This is a genomic window from Klebsiella sp. CN_Kp106, assembly GCF_040064575.1.
GTDB classification, from domain to species: domain Bacteria; phylum Pseudomonadota; class Gammaproteobacteria; order Enterobacterales; family Enterobacteriaceae; genus Klebsiella; species Klebsiella michiganensis.
This window is the reverse complement of record NZ_JBEAIG010000003.1, coordinates 153,079-171,840: the sequence shown is the minus strand read 5'-3', so window position 1 is coordinate 171,840 and position 18,762 is coordinate 153,079. Positions and strand designations below refer to the sequence as shown.

Below are 18,762 nucleotides of genomic sequence, written 5' to 3'. Positions count from 1 at the left end.
TGGAAATACCGGAGCAGGCGACTGCATCTTTTCGCATGGCGCTAACCCTCACGCAGTGGGTGCCGGCACTGTTGTTTGAAGTGAAATCGTCCCGCCTCAGACTACTGCGCATGAAAGCCGCACGCAGTGAAACCGATAAAACGCGGTTACAGCCAGAGATGGACCAGCTTCTGGCCGGTCTGATTGCGCTCGATCCGGCAGGCAGTGCGGTGCTTTGCGGTTGAATGATTGATGAACTCAGGATGGGAAAATGGCGAAAGGTTATTATCTGGTAAAGGGTGACATGACCACTTGTGGTGGAAAAATCCTTGGAGGTGATCCGACCGATACCGTCATGGGGATCCCTGTAGCCCGGGAGCAGGAGAATGTGACCTGCGGAAAACATGCCGGTATGTACAAAATAGTGGGACATATTCCGAACAATAATGCCAATGGGCGGAAATATGCTGGTTCGCTACATAGCACCAGCAGTTGCCCCTGCGGCGCAAAATTTATCCCTTCCCGGCATCAACGTACTTATGGTGGCTAATGACAGCATCTGCCATCGTTATGTTTTTTAACCTTATGCTGAAGTTACTACAGGGCGCAGCTGTGCTCTGAATCCAACGGAAATAAAGCAAAAATAAATATGGACGACTTAACCCTGCGTTATTACGACGCCGAAATGCGCTACCTGCTGGAAGCCGGCGAAGAGTTTGCCCGCGCTCACCCCGAGCAGGCGGCAATGCTCAATCTCGATAAAGCGGGCGCGCGCGACCCGTACGTGGAGCGCCTGTTTGAGGGCTTTGCCTTCCTGATGGGGCGTCTTCGCGAGAAACTCGATGACGACCTGCCGGAACTGACCGAAGGGCTGGTCAGCCTGCTGTGGCCGCAATACCTGCGCACCATTCCGTCGATGTCGGTGGTGGAGTTCACGCCCGACTGGCGCGAGATGAAAGAGAAGATGCGTATCGTCAAAGGTTTCGAGGTCAATTCGCAGCCGATCGGCGAGAAGGCTACCCGCTGCCGATACACCACCACCAAAGAAATCACCCTTCAGCCGCTGTCGCTGGAGCATGCCCGTCTGTCGACTGACCCTGACGGGCGTTCGGTCATCAACCTGCGCTTTAACTGTAGCCATCTCGCCGACTGGAGCCGTGCCGATCTCAGCCAGATCCCGTTCTACTTCAATGCTGACGCACCGCTGGCCTGCGCCATGCATGAAGCCTTTACCATGAACACGGCGCGTCTCTGGCTGCGGATGCCGGGTGATACGGACAGAAAGCCACTCGACGGGTATTTCACCGCGCTGGGATTCGGCGATGATGACGGGCTGTGGCCGAAGGACAGCAGCAGCTTTAGCGGTTATCAACTTTTGCTGGAGTACTTCACCTTCCGCGAAAAGTTCATGTTCACGGGCCTGCGCGGGCTGGAGACCGTGGTCTTTCCGGCTGAGCTTCCGTGGTTTGAAATCGACGTGGTGCTGGCGGAACGCTGGGAGCATGACTTCAGCTTTACCGAAAAACATCTGCGCCTGAACTGTGTGCCGGTGATTAACCTGTTTCCGCTGGAATCTGACCCGCTGACGCTGAATTCACTGCAGACCGAATACATGCTGCGCCCGATGCGCGTGCAGGATGGCCATACCGAGATTTATGCTGTCGATTCGGTGATATCCTCAAGCCAGTATACCTATGTACCGTTCTCCAGTTTCCGCCACAAAGGCGGCATGATGCGCCATGAAGCGCCGGAGTATTACTACCACACCCGCGTGCGCCGTGGTCCGTCAGGACTGTATAACACGTGGCTTATCCTCGGCGGCGAAGCCTTTGATAATCACACGGTGCCGGAAAACGAAAGCCTGTCCCTCACGCTCACCGGTACCAATGGCCAGCTGCCGCGACGCGCATTACAAAGCACCGTGCTGGATACGGTGATGAAAAGCACCTCGGCCAGCGTCGCCGTGCGTAACCTGTGTGCGCCGACGCTGCCCTGCTATCCCCCGGCACAGGACCGTTTTCACTGGCGCGTGCTGAGCCACCTCGGCAGCGGGTTTCTGTCGATGATGGATAATGCCGACGTGCTGCGCGGCACCCTGGCGCTGTATGAATGGACCGACAGCGAGATGAACCGCCGTCGCCTGGAAGCCATTATTGACGTGAAGCACAGTGAGACCGGGCGATTTGAGCAGGGCTACCTGGTACGCGGCGTGCAGATTGAGGTGACCCTTGACAGCCACGGCTTTGCCGGTCGCGGCGACATCTGCCTGTTCGGCGAGATGCTGAGTCGCTTCTTCGCGCTTTACACCGACATCTATCTGTTTAACCGCCTGATTATTATTCTGCAACCGACCGGAGAGCGCCTGGAATGGGAAGAGAAGCACAACCGCCGCATTCCTGGCTGAGCCCGCGGCTCGCAGCCGACCTGCACCGCATGAATTTTTATCGCTTCTGTCAGCTTCTGGAGAAGCGTAATCCGGACAGGCCGCTGATGGGGTCAACCAGCCACCCTGCTGATGACCCGGTGCGGTTTGCGCCGCATCCGGGGATGGGGTTTCCGGGCAGCGAACTGAAAGCCGTCGAATATGACAAGGATGATGACAGCAGGCCACCTCGCATCCGCACAACCTTTATGGGGATGTACGGTGTCGACTCACCCCTGCCGACAGCCTATCTCGATGACATCACTCAGTGCCGTGAAGGGCATGACGCGCTGCAGGGCTTTCTGGATATTTTCAGCCACCGTATCCTGACGCAGTTTTACCGCATCTGGCGGAAATACTCTTATCCGGCCACGTTTGAGGCAGGGGGAACTGACTGCATTTCGCAGTCGCTGCTGGGTCTGGTGGGGCTGGGCATACCGGGAACCGCAAACCACATCGCCACACCGGTATCCCGCTTTCTGGCGCTGCTCGGTGTGCTGCGCCAACCCGGCAAAACCCAGGAGGGGATGCAGGCGCTGGTGAGACTGCTGGCCCCGGATACTACGGTGCAGGTAAGTCCGTACTGCCTGCGGCCGGTGGAGATCGGCCAGCCGCTGGGTTTTTACGGCGATGACGATTTTCTGCTGGACGGCAATACGCCGCTGGGGGAAGAAGCGATGGATGCGGGCAGTCAGCTGCTGGTTGCGCTCAGGACGGATAACGAACAGGAAGCGCAGGGCTGGAAACCGGATGGTCTGCTGTATCAGGATTTTCTGGTGATGCTGCGTGTTTATCTCGGCTGGCGTTTTAAGGCCAGGATCACCCTGACCACCCGGACCCAACTGCTGGCCTTCCCGCCGCTCGGCGAAGAACCTTTCTGGCTCGGCATGAACGGCGTGCTGGGAGCGGAGGAGGGGGCGTTTGCGGACGATATCCCGCTGACCTTTACGACAGAACTGGGTTACTACACCGGGCTGGCGCCTGCGAAACCACAACAAGGAAATCGACGTGCTAAGTACAAATTTGATTAAGCCCGCGTGCTGGCTACCTGCTCTACTGGCGTTCAGCCTGGTGGGCTGTGGGGTGACGCAGAGTATCACGGATGGCACCAAATCGGTGTATACGGCGGTGTTTTATAAGAAGATTAAGGTGCTGCATCTGGATTTTACAGCCCGTGAAGCACTGAATACGGATTCCCGCGAGAGTAATTCACTCTCCGAGCCGGTGGTGGTTCGTGTCTACCAGTTGAAAGACCGCAAAACCTTCGACAAAACGGTTTATCAGCAACTCCTCAAGAACGGCGACACGATCCTGCAAGCCGACCTGCTGGCGACCCGCGATGTGGTGATAAAGCCGGGTGGGGATGCGAATCTTGATATGCCAATGGAAGAAGGCGCGCAGTTTGTCGCGGTGGCCGGACTGTTCCGCCATCCGGATATGGTCAACAATACCTGGAAGCAGGTTCTCAGACGTGAAGATCTCGATCCGGATAAACCCCGTGTTCTGGAAGCCGGAAATAACCACCTTGCATTACAGCCGCTGAAGGAGGACTAATGCCACAGGGACACAACACCCCCTCGCTGTATGAAATGCTAAGTGGTAATCCCGCCAGTCAGCAATGACGTCAAGGACATAGCGGAGATAGCTTTCTGGCTACATAGGCCTGGTTCCATTTTAAATTCAGGAGAATGGCGAGTTCATTTGATGAAATGCCTTTTCATTACGTTATTTAACAGCTCAATTGTAAGGCCGATCGCAAAATTTACCCTGATGGCAATATCCATAAGCGCGATTGATGTTCGCCCGGCGCCAGCGGGTGTTATTTTTGTGTGCAAGAAAACGCAACACTGAGGGGTTAAAAACAAAAAAATTAATGTTTTCTTAATATTCCCGCCCAACAACCTTTATCTCTTTAGCCGCGCCCCACGAATCTTCCTTTAAATTACGCCAGCGTCACAAAAGCCGTAAAAAAACAAACCCCGGCGTTGCAAGGCTCTGGCATCTCGCTATATGTTAAATTTAAGTTTAATAATTGATATCTAAAGGTTGATTTTATGTATATGAAAATTAGTGGGTTAGTGATTTCACTGACGGCAGCTATCTCCGGACAGGTCCTTGCCGCAGTTCCTCAGGGCTATCCGGCGGATTATCAAAAGGTGGTGGATGCCGGGATTAAAGAAGGCAAAGTGGTTATCTATTCAACGACCGATACCAAGGCCGCAGGCCCGTTAATTAAAGGGTTTGAAGCGCAATATCCCGGCATTAAAGTTGAATATAACGATATGAACAGCACCGAATTGTACAACCGCTATATCAGCGAACAGGCGGCGGGCGGCGGCAGCGGCGACGTGGTCTGGAGCTCTTCCATGGATACGGCGCTGAAGCTCGCCACCGATTACGCCGAAGAGTACGCCTCGCCGGAGCGGGATAAGCTGCCAAAATGGGCGGTCTGGCAACAGAAAGCCTACGGCACGACCTACGAGCCGGTGGTCTTTATCTACAATAAGCGGCTGATCCCTCAGGGCGAAGTACCGAACTCGCATACCGCGCTGGCGAAGCTGATCGCCGGCCAGGCCGATAAATTCAAAGGTAAGGTCACGACTTATGACATTGAAAAATCGGGTCTGGGTTTTATGCTGGCGGTACAGGACAGCAAAGCCGATGCCAGCTACTTTGACGATCTGGCGGGCATAGCGAAAGGCGGCCTGACCGTGCAATCGTCCACCGGTACGATGATGGAGCGCGTCTCCTCCGGGGAAAACCTGATTGGCTACAATATTCTCGGATCCTACGCGGAGGCGCGGGCCAAAAACGATCCTTCGCTCGGCATCTCCTATCCGAAAGATTATGTACTGGTGCTCTCGCGGGTCTCTTTTATTACCGCAGAAGCCGAGCACCTTAATGCCGCGAAGCTGTGGTTTGATTACGTGCTGTCGGAAAAGGGACAAAGCATCCTGGCGAACCAGGCCGATATTCCCTCCCTGCGCAATGATATCGAAGGTAAAAATGATATCGACGGTATGACCAAAATGCTCGGTAGCGCGCTGAAGCCTATTCCGGTCGATGAAACGCTGCTGGCGTATCTTGAGCCGAAACAACGACTGGAGTTTATCAAACAGTGGCGCACCGCCGCGGCGAAATAACCCTCCGGCGCTGCGCATCATTTCAGGATGCGCAGCCCGCTTAACGCCCGCCAGGTTTAAAGGGATCGCTTATGAATGTCTTACGTCGAAAATGGCAGGGTTTGCCGCGCGGTATCGTCGTCGTGATGACGGCGCTGGCGATTTATGTCCCGCTGTTATTTATCGTGGTGCAGAGCTTTCTCTCGGCGCCTTTTTTTGCCCGCACGAAATCGTTCAGCCTCGAAGCCTTCGCCTTCATCTTTAGCGACCCGGATTTTTATCTGGCGCTCAAGTCCGGGTTTATTCTGGCCTTTGGTCTGGTGGCGATTGCCATCCCCCTCGGCGGGATCCTCGCCTTTTTAATGGTACGTACCGATTTACCCGGGCGGCGGTTTATCGAGCCGCTGATTCTGGTACCGATTTTCGTTTCGCCGATGGTACTGGGCTTTGGTTACGTGGTGGCGGCCGGGCCGGTGGGCTTCTTTTCGCAGTGGGCCGAGCAGCTGATCGGCTTCGTGCCGTGGAATATTTACTCGATGTTCAGCATCGTGGTAATTGCCGGGCTGACGCACGTTCCGCATGCCTATCTCTATATCTCTTCCGCGCTGCGCAGCGTCGGATCGGATGTCGAGGAGGCCGCGCGGACGGTGGGCGCATCGCCGCTGCAGGTGATGACCTCGGTGAGCCTGCCGATGGTGCGACCGTCGATACTCTACGCCTGCGTACTGCTGTTTTTCCTCGGCCTGGAGGTATTTGGCCTGATGCTGGTGCTGGGCGATCCGGAAGGCAACATGGTGCTGGCGACCTATCTCTATAAGCTCACCAACAAGCTCGGTACGCCTTCTTATCACCTGATGGCGGCGGTGGCGGTGGTCCTGATCTGCATCACCGTTCCGCTGGTGATGCTCCAGCGCCGCCTGATGCGCACCGCCAACCGCTTTGTCACCATGAAGGGAAAAGCGTCCCAGGCCCGCGCGCTGCCGCTGGGGAAATGGCGCTGGGTCGCCGGGATTGTGGTGGTGGCATGGCTGACGGTCACCATTGGGGTGCCGCTGATCGGCGTGGCGCTGCGGGCCTTTATTTCAAACTGGGGCGTGGGCGTTTCGCTGTGGGATGAACTCTCGCTGGCGACGTTCCGTAACATCTGGCAGCAGCCGAATCTGCTGCGCGCCATCGTTAACTCTATGGCGATTGGGGTGATTGGCGGCGCGCTGGCGGTGGTCTGCTATCTGTTCGTGGGCATCGCGATGCACCGCAAACCGGATAACGTCACGCGCTTTCTGGACTATAGCGTGCTGGTGCCGCGCGCGGTGCCGGGGCTGCTGGCCGGGCTGGCGTTTCTGTGGGTATTTCTGTTTCTGCCGATGTGGCTCGATCAGTCGCTGAAAAACGGCTGGCTCTCGGCGCTGCCGGCGGCAGACTGGCTGCGTGAACATCTGATCGTTCAGCTGCGCGCGCTGCGTAACACCATTTTTAGCGTCTGGCTGGCCTATACCGTCGTATGGATGGCTTACGGGCTGCGGCTCATCTCCTCGACGCTGCTGCAGGTAGCGCCGGAGCTGGAGGAGGCCGCACGCAGTACCGGCGCATCGCGCGGGCAGATCACCCGCCACGTCACGGTTCCGCTGTCTCGTTACGGCTTAATCGGCTCCTGGCTGCTGATGTTTCTTATCTTCGAGCGCGAATATTCCACCGGGGTTTATCTGCTCTCTCCGGGCACCGAAACCATCGGTTCGATGCTGGTGTCGCTGTGGGCGGCGGGGGCTATCGATATCGTTGCCGCGCTCTCCTTTATTAATATTCTGCTGGTGGTCGTGGGCCTGGGTATCGCCCTGCGCTTTGGAGTGAAATTACATGATTGAATTATCGGTAGAAAACCTGCATCTGACCTACGGTGATAACCCGGTGCTCAAGGGCGTGTCAATGGAGCTGAAGCGGGGAGAGGTGGTCTCGCTGCTCGGGCCATCGGGCAGCGGAAAAACCACGCTGCTGCGGGCGGTCGCCGGGCTGGAGAAGCCGACCAGCGGCATTATCACCATTGGTAAAACCCGCGTCTATGACGGCAACCCGCGTAGCGAAATCCCGGCGGAGGCGCGCAACCTGGGGCTGGTATTTCAGTCCTACGCGCTGTGGCCGCATAAAACGGTGTTTGAAAACGTGGCGTATCCGCTGAAGCTGCGTAAGGTTGCCGCCGCGGAGATCAAGCAGCGGGTGCAGACCGTGCTTGAACAGCTAGGTCTGGGGCATCTTGGCAATCGCCATCCGCACCAGCTCTCCGGAGGGCAGCAGCAGCGCGTGGCCATCGGCCGGGCGCTGGTTTACAACCCGCCGGTGATTCTGCTGGATGAGCCGCTGTCGAATCTTGACGCCAAGCTGCGGGAAGAGGCGCGGGTCTTTTTGCGCGAGCTGATCGTCAAGCTGGGGCTGTCGGCGCTGATGGTCACGCACGATCAGAACGAGGCGATGGCGATTTCCGATCGCATTCTGCTGCTCAATAACGGGGTGATCGAGCAGCAGGGAACGCCGCAGGAGATGTACGGTAGCCCGAGAACGCTGTTTGCCGCCGAGTTCATGGGCAGCAATAACCGGCTGCATGGCACCGTCACCGCTCTGGATAATGGTCGGGCGCGAATTGAGGGCGCCAGCTGGGCGCTGTGGGGGATGGTCGGGGAAGGGGTCAAGGTGGGGGAAGAGGCGACGGCGGTGATCCGCGTTGAACGCCTGCGCATCGCCTCAGCGCCTGAGGAGAATATGCTGGCATTGCCGCTGCTGACCAGTATGTATCTCGGCGACCGCTGGGAGTACCTGTTTCGCACCGAGGGCGATGATTTCGCCATTCGCGCCTACGGCAGCGCGCTGCGCGATGCCGAGCGCTGCCATCTGGCCTTGCCCGTCAGCGACCTGTGGATCTTCCCTAAAGGGTGAGATAAAAAAGCCCCGGCGCTGAAGCCGGGGCAAACCATGTCAGAGCTTATTTATTATTAGCTAAATACCATTCCGCCATCGATCAGCAGCGATTGGCCGGTCATATAGTTGGAGTCCGGACCGGCGAGATAAGAGACGCAGGCCGCGACGTCTTCCGGCTCGGAAAGCCGTCCAAGGGTAATGCGTTTGGCGAACTCCTGGGTCCCGTAGCCCAGCGGTTTACCCGCCGCTTCGGAAACCTGACGGTCGATTTCCGCCCACATTGGGGTTTTGACGATCCCCGGGCAGTAGCCGTTAACGGTAATTCCCAGATGCGCCAGATCGCGGGCGGCGGTTTGCGTCAGGCCGCGCACGGCAAACTTACTTGAACTGTAGACCGCCAGTTCCGGGTTACCCACGTGGCCCGCCTGGGAGCAGGCGTTGATGATTTTGCCGCCATGGCCCTCTTTTTTAAACGCCTCTACCGCGGCCTGGATACCCCAGATAACGCCTTTGACGTTGATATTGTAGACTTTATCGATCACGTCCTCGCGAATCTCTTCGATAGGCGTGGAGGGCGCCACCCCGGCGTTGTTCACAATCACGTCAAAACCGCCCAGGCCCTTCCGCGCCTGTTCTACGGCGGCAAAAACCTGGTCGCGTTTAGAGACATCCACCTTCACCGCCAGCGCCTGGCCGCCGCCGCGGTTAATTTCATCGGCGACCGCCTGTGCGGTGGCGTCATTGTAATCGGCGATAGCCACGGCAAAACCATCTTTAACCAGGCGAAGGGCGATAGCTTTCCCGATGCCCTGGCCCGCGCCGGTCACGAGTGCGACTTTTTTCATTGCTGGATTCCTTCTGTAGTGACTCAAAGTATTTGACTGAGATGAAGCTGGCCCATCAGCAGCGGGTTGTCGCTGTAATCAACGGGGATGGCGACCACGGCGGGGCCGTCGACGTCCATCGCCGCCCGCAGCGTCGGCTCAAGGGCGGCAGCGCTCTCAACCGCAAACCCTTTGGCGCCGAAGGCTTCGGCGTAGGCTTTAAAGTCCACCGGACCGAACTCAACGCCGGAGAGCCGCTGGTATTTTTTCTCTTCCTGAATCGCCACCATGTTGTAGCCGTTATCGACCCAGATGATATGCAGGACGTTAGCTTTTAGCCGTACGGCGGTCTCCAGCTCCATACTGGATTGCAGGAAGCCGCCGTCGCCTGAAACCGAAACCACTTTGCGCTGCGGATTCACCAGCCAGGCGCCAATCGCCCACGGCAGCGCCACCCCCATGGTCTGCTGGCCGTTGGAAATCATGACCTGACGGGCGCGGAAGCTGTAGAGATAGCGGGCGATCCAGATATGAAAGCTCCCCATATCGACGGTCAGCGTTACGTCGCTGTTGACGATGTCCTGCATGGCGCGAACGATGCGCAGCGGATGAAGGGCAAACTGGTTCAGCTGCGCGCCGCGGCGGTCGAGCAGCTCCCGCTGATGCTGGCGGTCAACCAGGATCTCGGCGGCCTGCGGCGACAGCACCAGCTGGTGGTCGATACGCTGAGAGAGTTTGTTCAGGGTGGCGGCAATATTGCCGACCAGCTCAATGTCCGGGGTATAGTTGCGCTCTTCGTAAGCCGGCAGCACGTCGATATGCACCAGCGTGGCGTTGCCGTTATTCCACATGGCCGGTTCGTACTCCACCGGGCTATAGCCGATGCAGATGACCAGGTCGGCGAGATGCAGGAGTCGATCCCCCGCCTGGTTATTGAACAGCCCAACCCGCCCGGCGAAGCGGGTAAAGTGGTCCTGATTCACCGCGCCGGCGGCCTGATAGGTGCTGGTAACCGGGATATGGCTTTTTTTCAGCAATTCACGCAGCGCCGCGCTGTTTTCCGCTTGGCTGGCCATCAGGCCGAGCAGGAATATCGGATTTTTAGCGCCGGCAATCATCTTCGCGACTCGCTCAATGGCTTCGTCCGGCGCCGCGCCGGTTTGCGGCGCATCGCTGGCGGGCAGAACCCTGGCGTGGACCGGCCCGTCGACCACGTCCTGCGGCAGGCTGACGAAGGCGCTGCCGGGACGTCCCTGCTCGGCGGCGCGAAACGCGTTGGAAACCACTTCCGCCAGCGCTTCCGCGGCGGTGACTTCCACCGAGTATTTGGTTACCGGACTAAACATCGCCACCGTATCCATACTCTGGTGCACCTGTTTGGCCTTGTCGGCGCGTTTTACCGCACCGCCCAGCGCCACCACCGGGTCGCCTTCGCTGTTTGCGGTGGCCATGCCGGTAATCAGGTTGGAGCAGCCGGGGCCGGACGTGACCAGCGCGACGCCCGCTTTCCCGGTGATGCGGCCAACCGCGGCGGCCATAAACGCGGCGTTGGCTTCGTGGCGTACCGGAATAATGCGAATGGAGGAGTCCAGCAGCGAATCGAAGACTTTATCGATTTTAGCCCCTGGAATGCCGAACACCTGTTGTACGCCCTGCGCCTCAAGCTGGCTGACGATAAGGTCGGCGCCGTGCGCCCACTGGCGCGGTTGATGTTGATTATCCACGAGAATCTCCTTAGTTTTCGACTGAGCGAATGGCGGCATCAAGATTGTCAGGATGCAGATCCGCCTGCAGGAAGGCGCTATCGGCAGGAAGGTCAATCATCAATTTGTGGATCTCACCAAAGGTCAGCACGCCGTGGTCGAGCTGATAATCGAGCAGATGGCCGCCGCCCTGGCGGTCATCGGTGATGAAGTGTTCGTGATAGCCGGCAACGTTAATGCCCTGCATATGCTGCGGCGTGCGAAACCCCACCAGTACCCCTTCGCGCTGGTTGAAGCGGAAAACGGGCTGGTCGTCGAGCACGTCGGTCATCGCCCGGTAGGGCGGCGTCTGGCGCGGTACGGTGCGGGTATGGGCGTGGCGAAAATGGCCGTTGATACGCAGGGCGCAGAACAGATTATCGGAGGGGATTTGCCGGTCGATAATGTCGTGCAGCTGTTCGCGGCTGACCGGTTTATCAAACGTTTTGCGGTACTGCGGCTGAAACCAGGTCATCACCGCGAAGGGCGTACGCTGCTCCATGCGGGCTTTGCGGGCGCTGCCGTCGGCGCGCAGCTGGTAAACCTCGCTGCTAAACGCGATCAGCTCGCCGTCCAGTTCATTAAAGGTGCCCAGGCCGAAATCACCGTGGGTGAGCAAATCGGCGATGGTGGTATTGCCCTCATAAACGCCGCTCAACAGCGCGCTCATCAGAGAAGTCTGGTAGATGACGCTATCGGGATGTTGCGCGGAAAATCCTCGTAGAGTTTCACACAGGCTCTCTTCGCAAGAGCATTCAGCAGAATGGTTCATTACCCGCTTCCTCGTTCAACGAATATCAGAAAGGTTAAATAAATGTTGACCCGATTCAGCTCACAGTTCCAATATAGAATCTATGATTGTTTGAGACGTTTTCGATATGGAACTTCGTTATCTGCGCTACTTCGTCGCCGTCGCCGAGGCGCGACACTTCACTAAAGCGGCAAAAGAACTTGGCATCTCCCAGCCGCCATTAAGCCAGCAAATACAGCGACTTGAACGGGAAATTGGCACGCCGCTTTTCCGCCGTTTAACCCGCGGCGTCGAGCTGACGGAAGCGGGGGAGTCGTTCTATGAGGATGCCTGCCAGATCCTGGCATTAAGCGACGCGGCGCTGGAAAAGACCAAGGGGATCGCCCGCGGCTTGAACGGCCGACTCTCGCTGGGCATTACCAGTTCTGATGCCTTTCATCCGCAGATCTTTAGCCTGCTCCAGCAGTTTCAGCACAGTCACCCGGGAGTCACGTTACATCAGGTCGAGGGCAATATGGCGACGCTGATGGGGGCGCTTGGCGAAGCGGAACTGGATATCGCTTTTGTGCGCCTGCCCTGTGAAAGCAGTAAAGCGTTCAACCTGCGAATTATCGACCAGGAGCCGATGGTGATTGCGCTGGCGCGTTCGCATCCGCTGTCGTCCCACAGCGAGCTGACGCTGGAGCAGTTAACGGACGTGGCGCCGATTCTTTTCCCGCGGGAAGTGGCTCCGGGGCTGTATGAGCTGGTGTATAACAGCTATCTGCGCGCCGGTATTGATATGCAACGAACGTATCAGTCATCGCAAATATCGTCGTCGTTAAGCATGGTGGAGGCCGGATTCGGGTTTGCGCTGGTGCCGCAGTCCATGACCTGCATCACGCTACCTAACGTCAGCTATCACCCTTTGTCGGGCACGCCGCTAAAAACCGATATTGCTATCGCCTGGCGACGCTACGAGCGCTCGCGCACGGTGAAGCGTTTTCTGGCCATGTTTTAATCCGCTCGGTAGCGCCTGGAGCCGGTGTTTATGAAAGATAGACATTGGCGGCGGTTGGCCCTCGCAGTCCGTTAACGCGACGAAATTCAACGCGGATTCCTGGGCTGATTGTGGTGGGTTCGCCGGGCGAAAATGCGGAAATATGAACCTGAACGTCTTTACGACCATCGGAGGGGATTATCAGGCCTTTGCCTGTTTTATTATCAAATGCTTTGACAATACCTGTCATTTTTTGGAACAACGAAATACCTTTTAAATATGAAAACCGGCACGACTATACAGTAAGCGCGCGGGAAGTCTATTCAAATCAAAATAAAACCCGCGCTGGCGGGCTTTTTTTCGCCAAAAGAGATCGGCGCTGGCTGATTATTGCTCAACCACGCGCGGTAATCGGCATCTGGCAAGAGAAAATTATGCAGCGGGTCGTGATGAGGACTGAAAGAGTTTATGGCAGTAGGGACAAATGAGTTGCGCACCTTTTTGGACTCGGCTGAAGCTGTGTTCTGAATCCTGGGAGCAGTTAGGGCAGGAGCATTTAACGAGATAATTACGGCGAGTTTTAGCGTCTTTGCGTTCTGACATATGATATTTCCTGATTTAAGAGCGTATGACCATACAGCATTCTACAGAAAATAGCTCTAACTCATTCTTCGCAGCGGTGGTTCAGGCTGTGAGCGGCAGGACGAAAAAAAAGATCCAGCGGAAGCGTGCAGGAGAGGATTTTTCCCCTTTTTTTGTGATTAATATCACTCTTTAAAATAAAATCAATTTATATCAATTAATTAGCGATCATCGATTTTGGCGTGTAGAGAACATTTTTCTCCATTTTTCCCGGAATAGAGTGAAAATAGGCAAAATTTTCTTCCTCGTCTGATATACATTTTAATAGTGATTGAAGGACGCAAATCACGCTGTTAATGATGAAATAGCTATTCCTTTTTGACTATTAAACGGAGTTTTGGCTGTTGTTTTATTCGCCATCTCCGCCGAAGGCGTCAATAAAAAATCACGACCTTTTATGTCTAATAATAATTTGAGTGTACTCTATGAAAACCAAAACTAAAGATATTGCAACCCTGGCGGTACACGCTGGAAACCAATCCGATCCGGTAACTAACGCTATATTTACGCCGATCGTCACGGCCAGCTCATTTATTCAACCTAACCTTTATGAAGGCGGCGATTTTTGTTATTCCCGGGTCTCTAATCCAACGCGTCAGGCTTATGAATCGGCGCTTGCCGAGCTGGAAGGCGGCATTTACGCCACCGCCACCGCATCGGGAATGGCGGCCACCAATATCGTGATGGAACTCTTGCCCAAAGATGCCCATATTATCGCCATGAAAGGCGTCTATGGCGGAACCTGGCGGCTGTTCGAAAAATTAAAAACGCGTACCACCGGCGCCACGATTTCCTATATCGATTTGAATGATGAGCAAAGCCTGATGGCCGCTATTCAGGAAAATACCGCTTTAATCTGGATTGAAACACCGACCAATCCCTTACTGGAACTGGTCGATATCGCGAAAGTGTGCCGTATTGCTAAAGCACGCGCCATTACTACCTGCGTCGATAATACCTTTGCCAGCGCCTGGAATCATAAGCCGCTTGAAATGGGCGCGGATATGGTCATGCTCTCTACCAGTAAATATGTCGGCGGACATTCAGATTTAATTGGCGGCGCGGTAATCACCAATAATGAAACGCTGGCGTCGAAGCTCGACTTTATTAAAACCACCATCGGTTCCATTGCCTCGCCATTCGATGCCTATCTTGCCCTGCGCGGTATGAAAACGCTGGATCTACGCATGGCGCGTCAGTGCGGCAATGCGCTGCGGGTGGCTGAATATCTGGAAAACCATCCGGCGATTGCCAACGTCTATTATCCCGGCCTGCCGTCGCACCCGCAGCATGCGCTGTGCAGAAAGCAAATGCGTTCAGGCGGCGCGGTGGTAACCGCAACGCTGAAGGGGGATATCCAGAGTCTGAAACGCTTCATCGGCGGTCTGCACTATTTTGTGCTGGCGGAATCGCTTGGCGGGGTGGAGAGCATGATCAACCATTCGGCTTCTATGTCCCACGGGTCGATGTCAAAAGAAGAGCGGGAGGCTATTGGGATTTACGACACGACGCTACGTTTCTCCGTCGGTATTGAGCATATCGATGATTTGCTGCAAGACCTTGACAGCGCCTTCGCCGCGATGGGCATCGCACAGGATAATCATCATGCATGACTATGGCATCTGGACGATTATTACCCCGCTGGTCACCATTATTCTGGCTATCCTGACTCGCCAGGTGATCCTTTCCCTGCTCACCGGCATTTTCGTTGGCTACGCGGTGATTAACCACAGTATTATCCAGGGCGTTGGCGCTACCCTGAACGGGATTATCGAAACCTTCGCTTCCGCCGGTAATGCGCGAACGATTGTTTTTATGGTGATGATCGGCGGTATTATGCGGCTGATTGTGGTGACCGGCGGCGTGCGGAAACTGGTGCAGTTTCTGTCGGAAAAAAACGATTTCGTCACCAATAAAAAATCGGTCCAGCTGCTGGCGATGCTGGTGACATCGTTGATTTTTATCGAGAGCTCGATAAACCAGCTGATCGCCGGGGCATCGACGAAAAACCTTGCCCGACGCTATAAAGTCTCACCGGAAAAGATGTCCTATATTATCCAGACATCCTGCGTCTCCGTCTGCTCATCGGTGATGATCAACGGCTGGGGGGCGGCGATGATGGGCGTTATCGGCGTACAGATTGCGCAGGGGTACCTGACCGGCGAGCCATTTGAAGTCCTGGCAAGCTCAATGATCTGGAACACGATGGCCTGGTTTTCATTAGCCTCGGTGCTGTTTTATATTCTCTCCGGCTGCAGCTGGGGGCCAATGAAAAAGGCGGAGGTGAAGTTTGAAACGATCCAGACCGAAATAGAACAAGAGCATGGCGAAGAGGAGGCGGACTCGGTAATTGACCATCCGGCCTGCAATTCATTGCTGAACTTCTTCATTCCCATTCTTTCCACTGTCTTAATGGTTCCGGTTGTTCTGTATATTACCGGCGACGGACAATTCTCAAAAGGCAGCGGCTCGATGTCGGTCTACTCCGGCGTTATGTTTGGTACCGTCGTCTCTTTTATCTGGTTCCGCGCGCGCGGTATTCTGAACGTTGAGAACTTTTTCAAAGAGCTGTATATCGGCTACGCCAGCATGGTTAAAATTAGCTCAATCATGATCCTGGCTTTCCTGATGGGGCATATTTCAGCGGAACTGAATACCGGGCAGTATATCGCCTCCATTACCTCCGGCGTTATTCCATCCGGTTTCGCGATCGGCTTTATCTTTCTGATTGCCGCGGTGATGTCGCTGGCCACGGGCACCTCATGGGGGACCTTCGCCATTATGATTCCGATTGGCGTTCAGCTGGGCGTCTCAATAGGTATCGACCCGCACTTTATGATCGGCGCGGCGATTTCCGGCTCAATTTTTGGCGACATGACTTCCCCTATCTCCAGCGATGCCATCGTGGCCTCGATGGCGACCAGCTGCGACCATATTGAGCATATTCGTACCCAAATGCCTTATGCGCTGGTGACGGGTAGCCTGGCGCTCGTTGTTTATTTAATTGTCGGTTTTACGCTTTAACCTACAGATTTAAGGACGCAGGGCGGCACCCGACCGGTAAAATGGGCGCGTTGAAGGCATTTTTATGTCCGTCCCTGGAGAGAGGCAGGTAAAAAAAACCGGCAGAGCTGCCGGTTTCGTCGTTAGATCTTACAGGCGTCGCCGCAGTCATCGTCGGCAACAACGGCCTGCGCTTTTTTATCGGCCTCTTCAAGGCGCTCAGCGTTGCGCTCTTGCGCTTCTTCCAGCCCGCTAAAGACGAGGTTATCGAGATCAATCTCCATGCGTTACCCACTTAAGTTCAGTTTTGACCGTGAGCAAGTATAGGCAAAACGCCGGGGGGATGCACCCGGTGTGAACCCGTGTAGCACATAGCGATAAGTGCGGGTGTGTTATTGCGTGCTGTCGGGAGCGAGCGCGGGTCGGGATCCTACTAATAATAATAGTTGAAAGCATGTTTTATAACCTGCCGGCGATTATTATAGTCGCGATCAAATTATTTATTAAACGAATCGACAACGAGCGCTGGGTTAGACATTGACTTGTATAAAATATGCTAATATTGACCGGCTTATGGATGTATCTATGGATTATGGTCAATGGTCTCGACAACAGCAGTAGCCGCTATCAAAGAATGGCGGAAAACTAATAAATTTATTTGTCACGTTAAACTCAACTATAAAAAGGTATTGCGGAAATGCAGAGAAATATCTTTAATCGGAGGAAAATATAAGGAATATCAGACGTTATGTGAAAATTACGCTTGCGCAAAACTAACAGGAGCAACCGAGGGGCTGGTTAACTTTGAAGATAAACCCTTTAAGGCCTATTTAAATAAAAAGATGTCAAAAAGAGCGAAGCTCAATATTGCTCATGGCGCTTTGAATTTTATAGAGAAAACCTTTCTTCCCGAGGCGTTGCCGCAGCTGTACGATATGAAAGCATTTGGTCGTTCGCTAATCACTATTCCGCTGAAAAACGGTACCTGCATTGATGTGAAGCTGCTGGCATCGCCTTTTCAGGAGGAGGGGGAGCTGATGCTATTAATGTTCCTGGGTGATAAACGCGTCTACAGTATCTGTTTTTCCTGCACCGAAGATGGCCGGGCCTGGATTGGCGGCATCCAGGGTGGGAAAGACATTGATAATGAAGAAGTGAAAGCGCTGACCAAGGAGCTTTACGGCATCCGACCTAAGAACTTAATTATCACGCTGCTGTACGGTTTTTTGTCGCATTTCAATATCAAGGAGATCTATGCGATCGACAGCCATTACCATGTTAAAAGCGACAGAGTAAAAACTAGCTATTCTGAGCTTTGGCTGGAAATTGGCGGTGAGAAGCATCGTCGCGGCTGGTATAAATTACCGGCGAACGAGATAAAGAAAAGCCTGGAAGAGGTTAAAAGCAAGCACCGGAGCCAGTTTATCAAGCGAGAAGGCTTGAAAGAGCTGGCCCAGCTGGATATGGCCGCCGCGCTACGCGACATTAGCGTGGATCGTCACTGCTGATTATCCTCGTTTCGCATTTGCCGGTGGGCAGGGGGCTGCCCACCGGCAATGGCGGAGTCAACGCAAGCTGAATGCGGCCGGCGCCTTCATCGCGGTGGCCGCTCGGCGAAAGACGTTATTCACTAAGCTTTAGGCTGGGAGGCAGTTGATTCATCGTCACCAGAATCCCTCGATGGAGCTGAATAGCGCCCAGCTGTTTTAATTTGGCCAGGGTTCTCATGACCCCACTGCGCGACAAAAAGGTTCGCGACAGAATATAATTGGCGGCGGTGATTTTATTTTTGATCGCTTCCGGTTCATTGTTTAATTCTATAAGCTGATGAACGATAATTTCATAACAGGAAAGTTTAGAAACCTTAAAGCAGTGGGCGTAGACTTTGGCCGACGAATATTCCAGAAGTCGTGAGACATTTTCCCATAATTGCTGTTCGGCGATGATCTTATTCGCCTCGTTAATTGATATCAGACCAATAGAAGATGTTTCCTGGGTGCGCAGGTAAATATGCCGAGAATAACGTAGCTGACTATTCATGCCAAAGATGAATGGACTCGTTTCGGAGTTGATGATGAGTCCATCGTTGTTGCGATATAAAGACATCGTGCCACGGAACAAAACCAAGCATTGATGCTGGTTTTCTTTTACTATGCCGATGTTTCGTCTTCCATCCATTAACATTTGGTTACATTTGGGTGCCAGGCAGCGAATGAGTTTATCAATGTCGTCTATGGGTTTGGTGATGGTTCGGAGCAGATCTGTGTCATGTTGCACACGAGGGATTGTTTCCATGCTTATGATTTCCTTATAAAAAAGAGAACTCCCAAAAAACAGCAAACTGTAGCCAGAACATTATCGATGACGCTGAGGGGGCGAATAAACCCCCAA

General features: G+C 54.7%; 17 protein-coding genes and 2 pseudogenes. 12 read left to right on the top strand and 7 right to left on the bottom strand.

The window, feature by feature from the left end; all coding sequences use genetic code 11:
• Positions 1-38: 38 nt before the first annotated feature.
• From ABLU96_RS03725 to ABLU96_RS03690, 8 genes and pseudogenes are all read left to right on the top strand, one after another.
• Positions 39-224, top strand: a pseudogene (locus ABLU96_RS03725) (type VI secretion system protein TssA); the annotation flags it as partial.
• 26 nt (positions 225-250) lie between these two features.
• A pseudogene (locus ABLU96_RS03720) lies at positions 251-502 on the top strand (PAAR domain-containing protein); the annotation flags it as partial.
• 126 nt (positions 503-628) lie between these two features.
• Positions 629-2,383, top strand: coding sequence for a type VI secretion system baseplate subunit TssF (tssF, locus tag ABLU96_RS03715; protein WP_047723689.1), 1,755 nt, complete (start codon positions 629-631; stop codon positions 2,381-2,383).
• Positions 2,347-3,432, top strand: coding sequence for a type VI secretion system baseplate subunit TssG (gene tssG / locus ABLU96_RS03710; protein ID WP_049083755.1), 1,086 nt, complete (start codon positions 2,347-2,349; stop codon positions 3,430-3,432). The genes tssF and tssG overlap by 37 nt, the downstream gene beginning before the upstream one ends.
• Positions 3,410-3,955, top strand: coding sequence for a type VI secretion system lipoprotein TssJ (tssJ, locus tag ABLU96_RS03705; protein WP_049083754.1), 546 nt, complete (start codon positions 3,410-3,412; stop codon positions 3,953-3,955). The genes tssG and tssJ overlap by 23 nt, the downstream gene beginning before the upstream one ends.
• Positions 3,956-4,455: 500 nt before the next feature.
• Entirely contained in the window at positions 4,456-5,544 is a 1,089-nt protein-coding gene (locus ABLU96_RS03700) for an ABC transporter substrate-binding protein (protein ID WP_048262261.1), read from the top strand.
• A 71-nt stretch (positions 5,545-5,615) separates the two neighbouring features.
• Positions 5,616-7,385 (top strand): iron ABC transporter permease, encoded by a 1,770-nt coding sequence (locus ABLU96_RS03695; RefSeq protein WP_064406638.1) that lies wholly within the window; start codon positions 5,616-5,618, stop codon positions 7,383-7,385.
• Positions 7,378-8,448, top strand: coding sequence for an ABC transporter ATP-binding protein (locus ABLU96_RS03690; protein WP_032692928.1), 1,071 nt, complete (start codon positions 7,378-7,380; stop codon positions 8,446-8,448). Before ABLU96_RS03695 ends, ABLU96_RS03690 begins: the two co-directional genes overlap by 8 nt.
• A 56-nt stretch (positions 8,449-8,504) precedes the next feature.
• Here ABLU96_RS03690 and ABLU96_RS03685 read toward each other — a convergent pair whose 3' ends face one another.
• From ABLU96_RS03685 to budA, 3 genes are read right to left on the bottom strand one after another with little or no spacing between them, the layout of a single operon-like run.
• Positions 8,505-9,275, bottom strand: coding sequence for a (S)-acetoin forming diacetyl reductase (locus tag ABLU96_RS03685; RefSeq protein WP_014838693.1), 771 nt, complete (start codon positions 9,273-9,275; stop codon positions 8,505-8,507).
• Positions 9,276-9,298: 23 nt separating this feature from the next.
• Complete coding sequence (gene alsS, locus ABLU96_RS03680) at positions 9,299-10,978, bottom strand: acetolactate synthase AlsS (protein WP_014838692.1); 1,680 nt, start codon at positions 10,976-10,978, stop codon at positions 9,299-9,301.
• Between the two features lie 10 nt (positions 10,979-10,988).
• Entirely contained in the window at positions 10,989-11,768 is a 780-nt protein-coding gene (gene budA / locus ABLU96_RS03675; protein ID WP_004851637.1) for an acetolactate decarboxylase, read from the bottom strand.
• 106 nt (positions 11,769-11,874) lie between these two features.
• Between budA and ABLU96_RS03670 the strand changes: the two genes are divergently transcribed.
• Positions 11,875-12,747, top strand: a complete 873-nt coding sequence (locus tag ABLU96_RS03670; protein WP_014229640.1) for a LysR family transcriptional regulator — start codon at positions 11,875-11,877, stop codon at positions 12,745-12,747.
• Between the two features lie 28 nt (positions 12,748-12,775).
• On the opposite strand, the gene cspF is transcribed toward ABLU96_RS03670, so the two are convergent.
• A complete protein-coding gene (gene cspF, locus ABLU96_RS03665) occupies positions 12,776-12,988 on the bottom strand; it encodes a cold shock-like protein CspF (protein ID WP_074189048.1) in 213 nt (70 codons plus the stop codon).
• Positions 12,989-13,158: 170 nt separating this feature from the next.
• Positions 13,159-13,329 (bottom strand): YnfU family zinc-binding protein, encoded by a 171-nt coding sequence (locus ABLU96_RS03660; protein WP_213220741.1) that lies wholly within the window; start codon positions 13,327-13,329, stop codon positions 13,159-13,161.
• A gap of 464 nt (positions 13,330-13,793) precedes the next feature.
• On the opposite strand from ABLU96_RS03660, the gene ABLU96_RS03655 reads away from it, so the two are divergent.
• Positions 13,794-14,981, top strand: a complete 1,188-nt coding sequence (locus ABLU96_RS03655) for a PLP-dependent aspartate aminotransferase family protein (protein WP_064406636.1) — start codon at positions 13,794-13,796, stop codon at positions 14,979-14,981.
• Entirely contained in the window at positions 14,974-16,392 is a 1,419-nt protein-coding gene (locus ABLU96_RS03650) for a Na+/H+ antiporter NhaC family protein (protein ID WP_032749783.1), read from the top strand. Before ABLU96_RS03655 ends, ABLU96_RS03650 begins: the two co-directional genes overlap by 8 nt.
• Positions 16,393-16,514: 122 nt before the next feature.
• Here the strand turns inward: ABLU96_RS03650 and ABLU96_RS03645 are convergent, their stop codons facing one another.
• Entirely contained in the window at positions 16,515-16,655 is a 141-nt protein-coding gene (locus ABLU96_RS03645; protein WP_004851627.1) for a hypothetical protein, read from the bottom strand.
• Positions 16,656-16,970: 315 nt separating this feature from the next.
• Here ABLU96_RS03645 and ABLU96_RS03640 point away from each other — a divergent pair, with 315 nt between their 5' ends.
• A complete protein-coding gene (locus ABLU96_RS03640; RefSeq protein ID WP_025105876.1) occupies positions 16,971-17,879 on the top strand; it encodes a DUF535 family protein in 909 nt (302 codons plus the stop codon).
• A 115-nt stretch (positions 17,880-17,994) separates the two neighbouring features.
• Here the strand turns inward: ABLU96_RS03640 and ABLU96_RS03635 are convergent, their stop codons facing one another.
• The gene (locus tag ABLU96_RS03635) at positions 17,995-18,666 is read right to left on the bottom strand and encodes a helix-turn-helix domain-containing protein (protein ID WP_348862329.1); all 672 of its coding nucleotides are present in this window, start codon (positions 18,664-18,666) and stop codon (positions 17,995-17,997) included.
• Between the last annotated feature and the right edge of the window lie 96 nt (positions 18,667-18,762).

Excerpts from the sequence above, each read along its gene's own strand:
- tssF (WP_047723689.1), top strand. The coding sequence starts at position 629 with ATGGACGACTTAACCCTGCGTTATTACGACGCCGAAATGCGCTACCTG.
- tssG (WP_049083755.1), top strand. The coding sequence starts at position 2,347 with ATGGGAAGAGAAGCACAACCGCCGCATTCCTGGCTGAGCCCGCGGCTC.
- ABLU96_RS03700 (WP_048262261.1), top strand. The coding sequence starts at position 4,456 with ATGTATATGAAAATTAGTGGGTTAGTGATTTCACTGACGGCAGCTATC.
- ABLU96_RS03695 (WP_064406638.1), top strand. The coding sequence starts at position 5,616 with ATGAATGTCTTACGTCGAAAATGGCAGGGTTTGCCGCGCGGTATCGTC.
- ABLU96_RS03690 (WP_032692928.1), top strand. The coding sequence starts at position 7,378 with ATGATTGAATTATCGGTAGAAAACCTGCATCTGACCTACGGTGATAAC.
- ABLU96_RS03685 (WP_014838693.1), bottom strand. The coding sequence starts at position 9,275 with ATGAAAAAAGTCGCACTCGTGACCGGCGCGGGCCAGGGCATCGGGAAA.
- budA (WP_004851637.1), bottom strand. The coding sequence starts at position 11,768 with ATGAACCATTCTGCTGAATGCTCTTGCGAAGAGAGCCTGTGTGAAACT.
- ABLU96_RS03670 (WP_014229640.1), top strand. The coding sequence starts at position 11,875 with ATGGAACTTCGTTATCTGCGCTACTTCGTCGCCGTCGCCGAGGCGCGA.
- ABLU96_RS03660 (WP_213220741.1), bottom strand. The coding sequence starts at position 13,329 with ATGTCAGAACGCAAAGACGCTAAAACTCGCCGTAATTATCTCGTTAAA.
- ABLU96_RS03655 (WP_064406636.1), top strand. The coding sequence starts at position 13,794 with ATGAAAACCAAAACTAAAGATATTGCAACCCTGGCGGTACACGCTGGA.
- ABLU96_RS03650 (WP_032749783.1), top strand. The coding sequence starts at position 14,974 with ATGCATGACTATGGCATCTGGACGATTATTACCCCGCTGGTCACCATT.
- ABLU96_RS03645 (WP_004851627.1), bottom strand. The coding sequence starts at position 16,655 with ATGGAGATTGATCTCGATAACCTCGTCTTTAGCGGGCTGGAAGAAGCG.
- ABLU96_RS03640 (WP_025105876.1), top strand. The coding sequence starts at position 16,971 with ATGGTCTCGACAACAGCAGTAGCCGCTATCAAAGAATGGCGGAAAACT.
- ABLU96_RS03635 (WP_348862329.1), bottom strand. The coding sequence starts at position 18,666 with ATGGAAACAATCCCTCGTGTGCAACATGACACAGATCTGCTCCGAACC.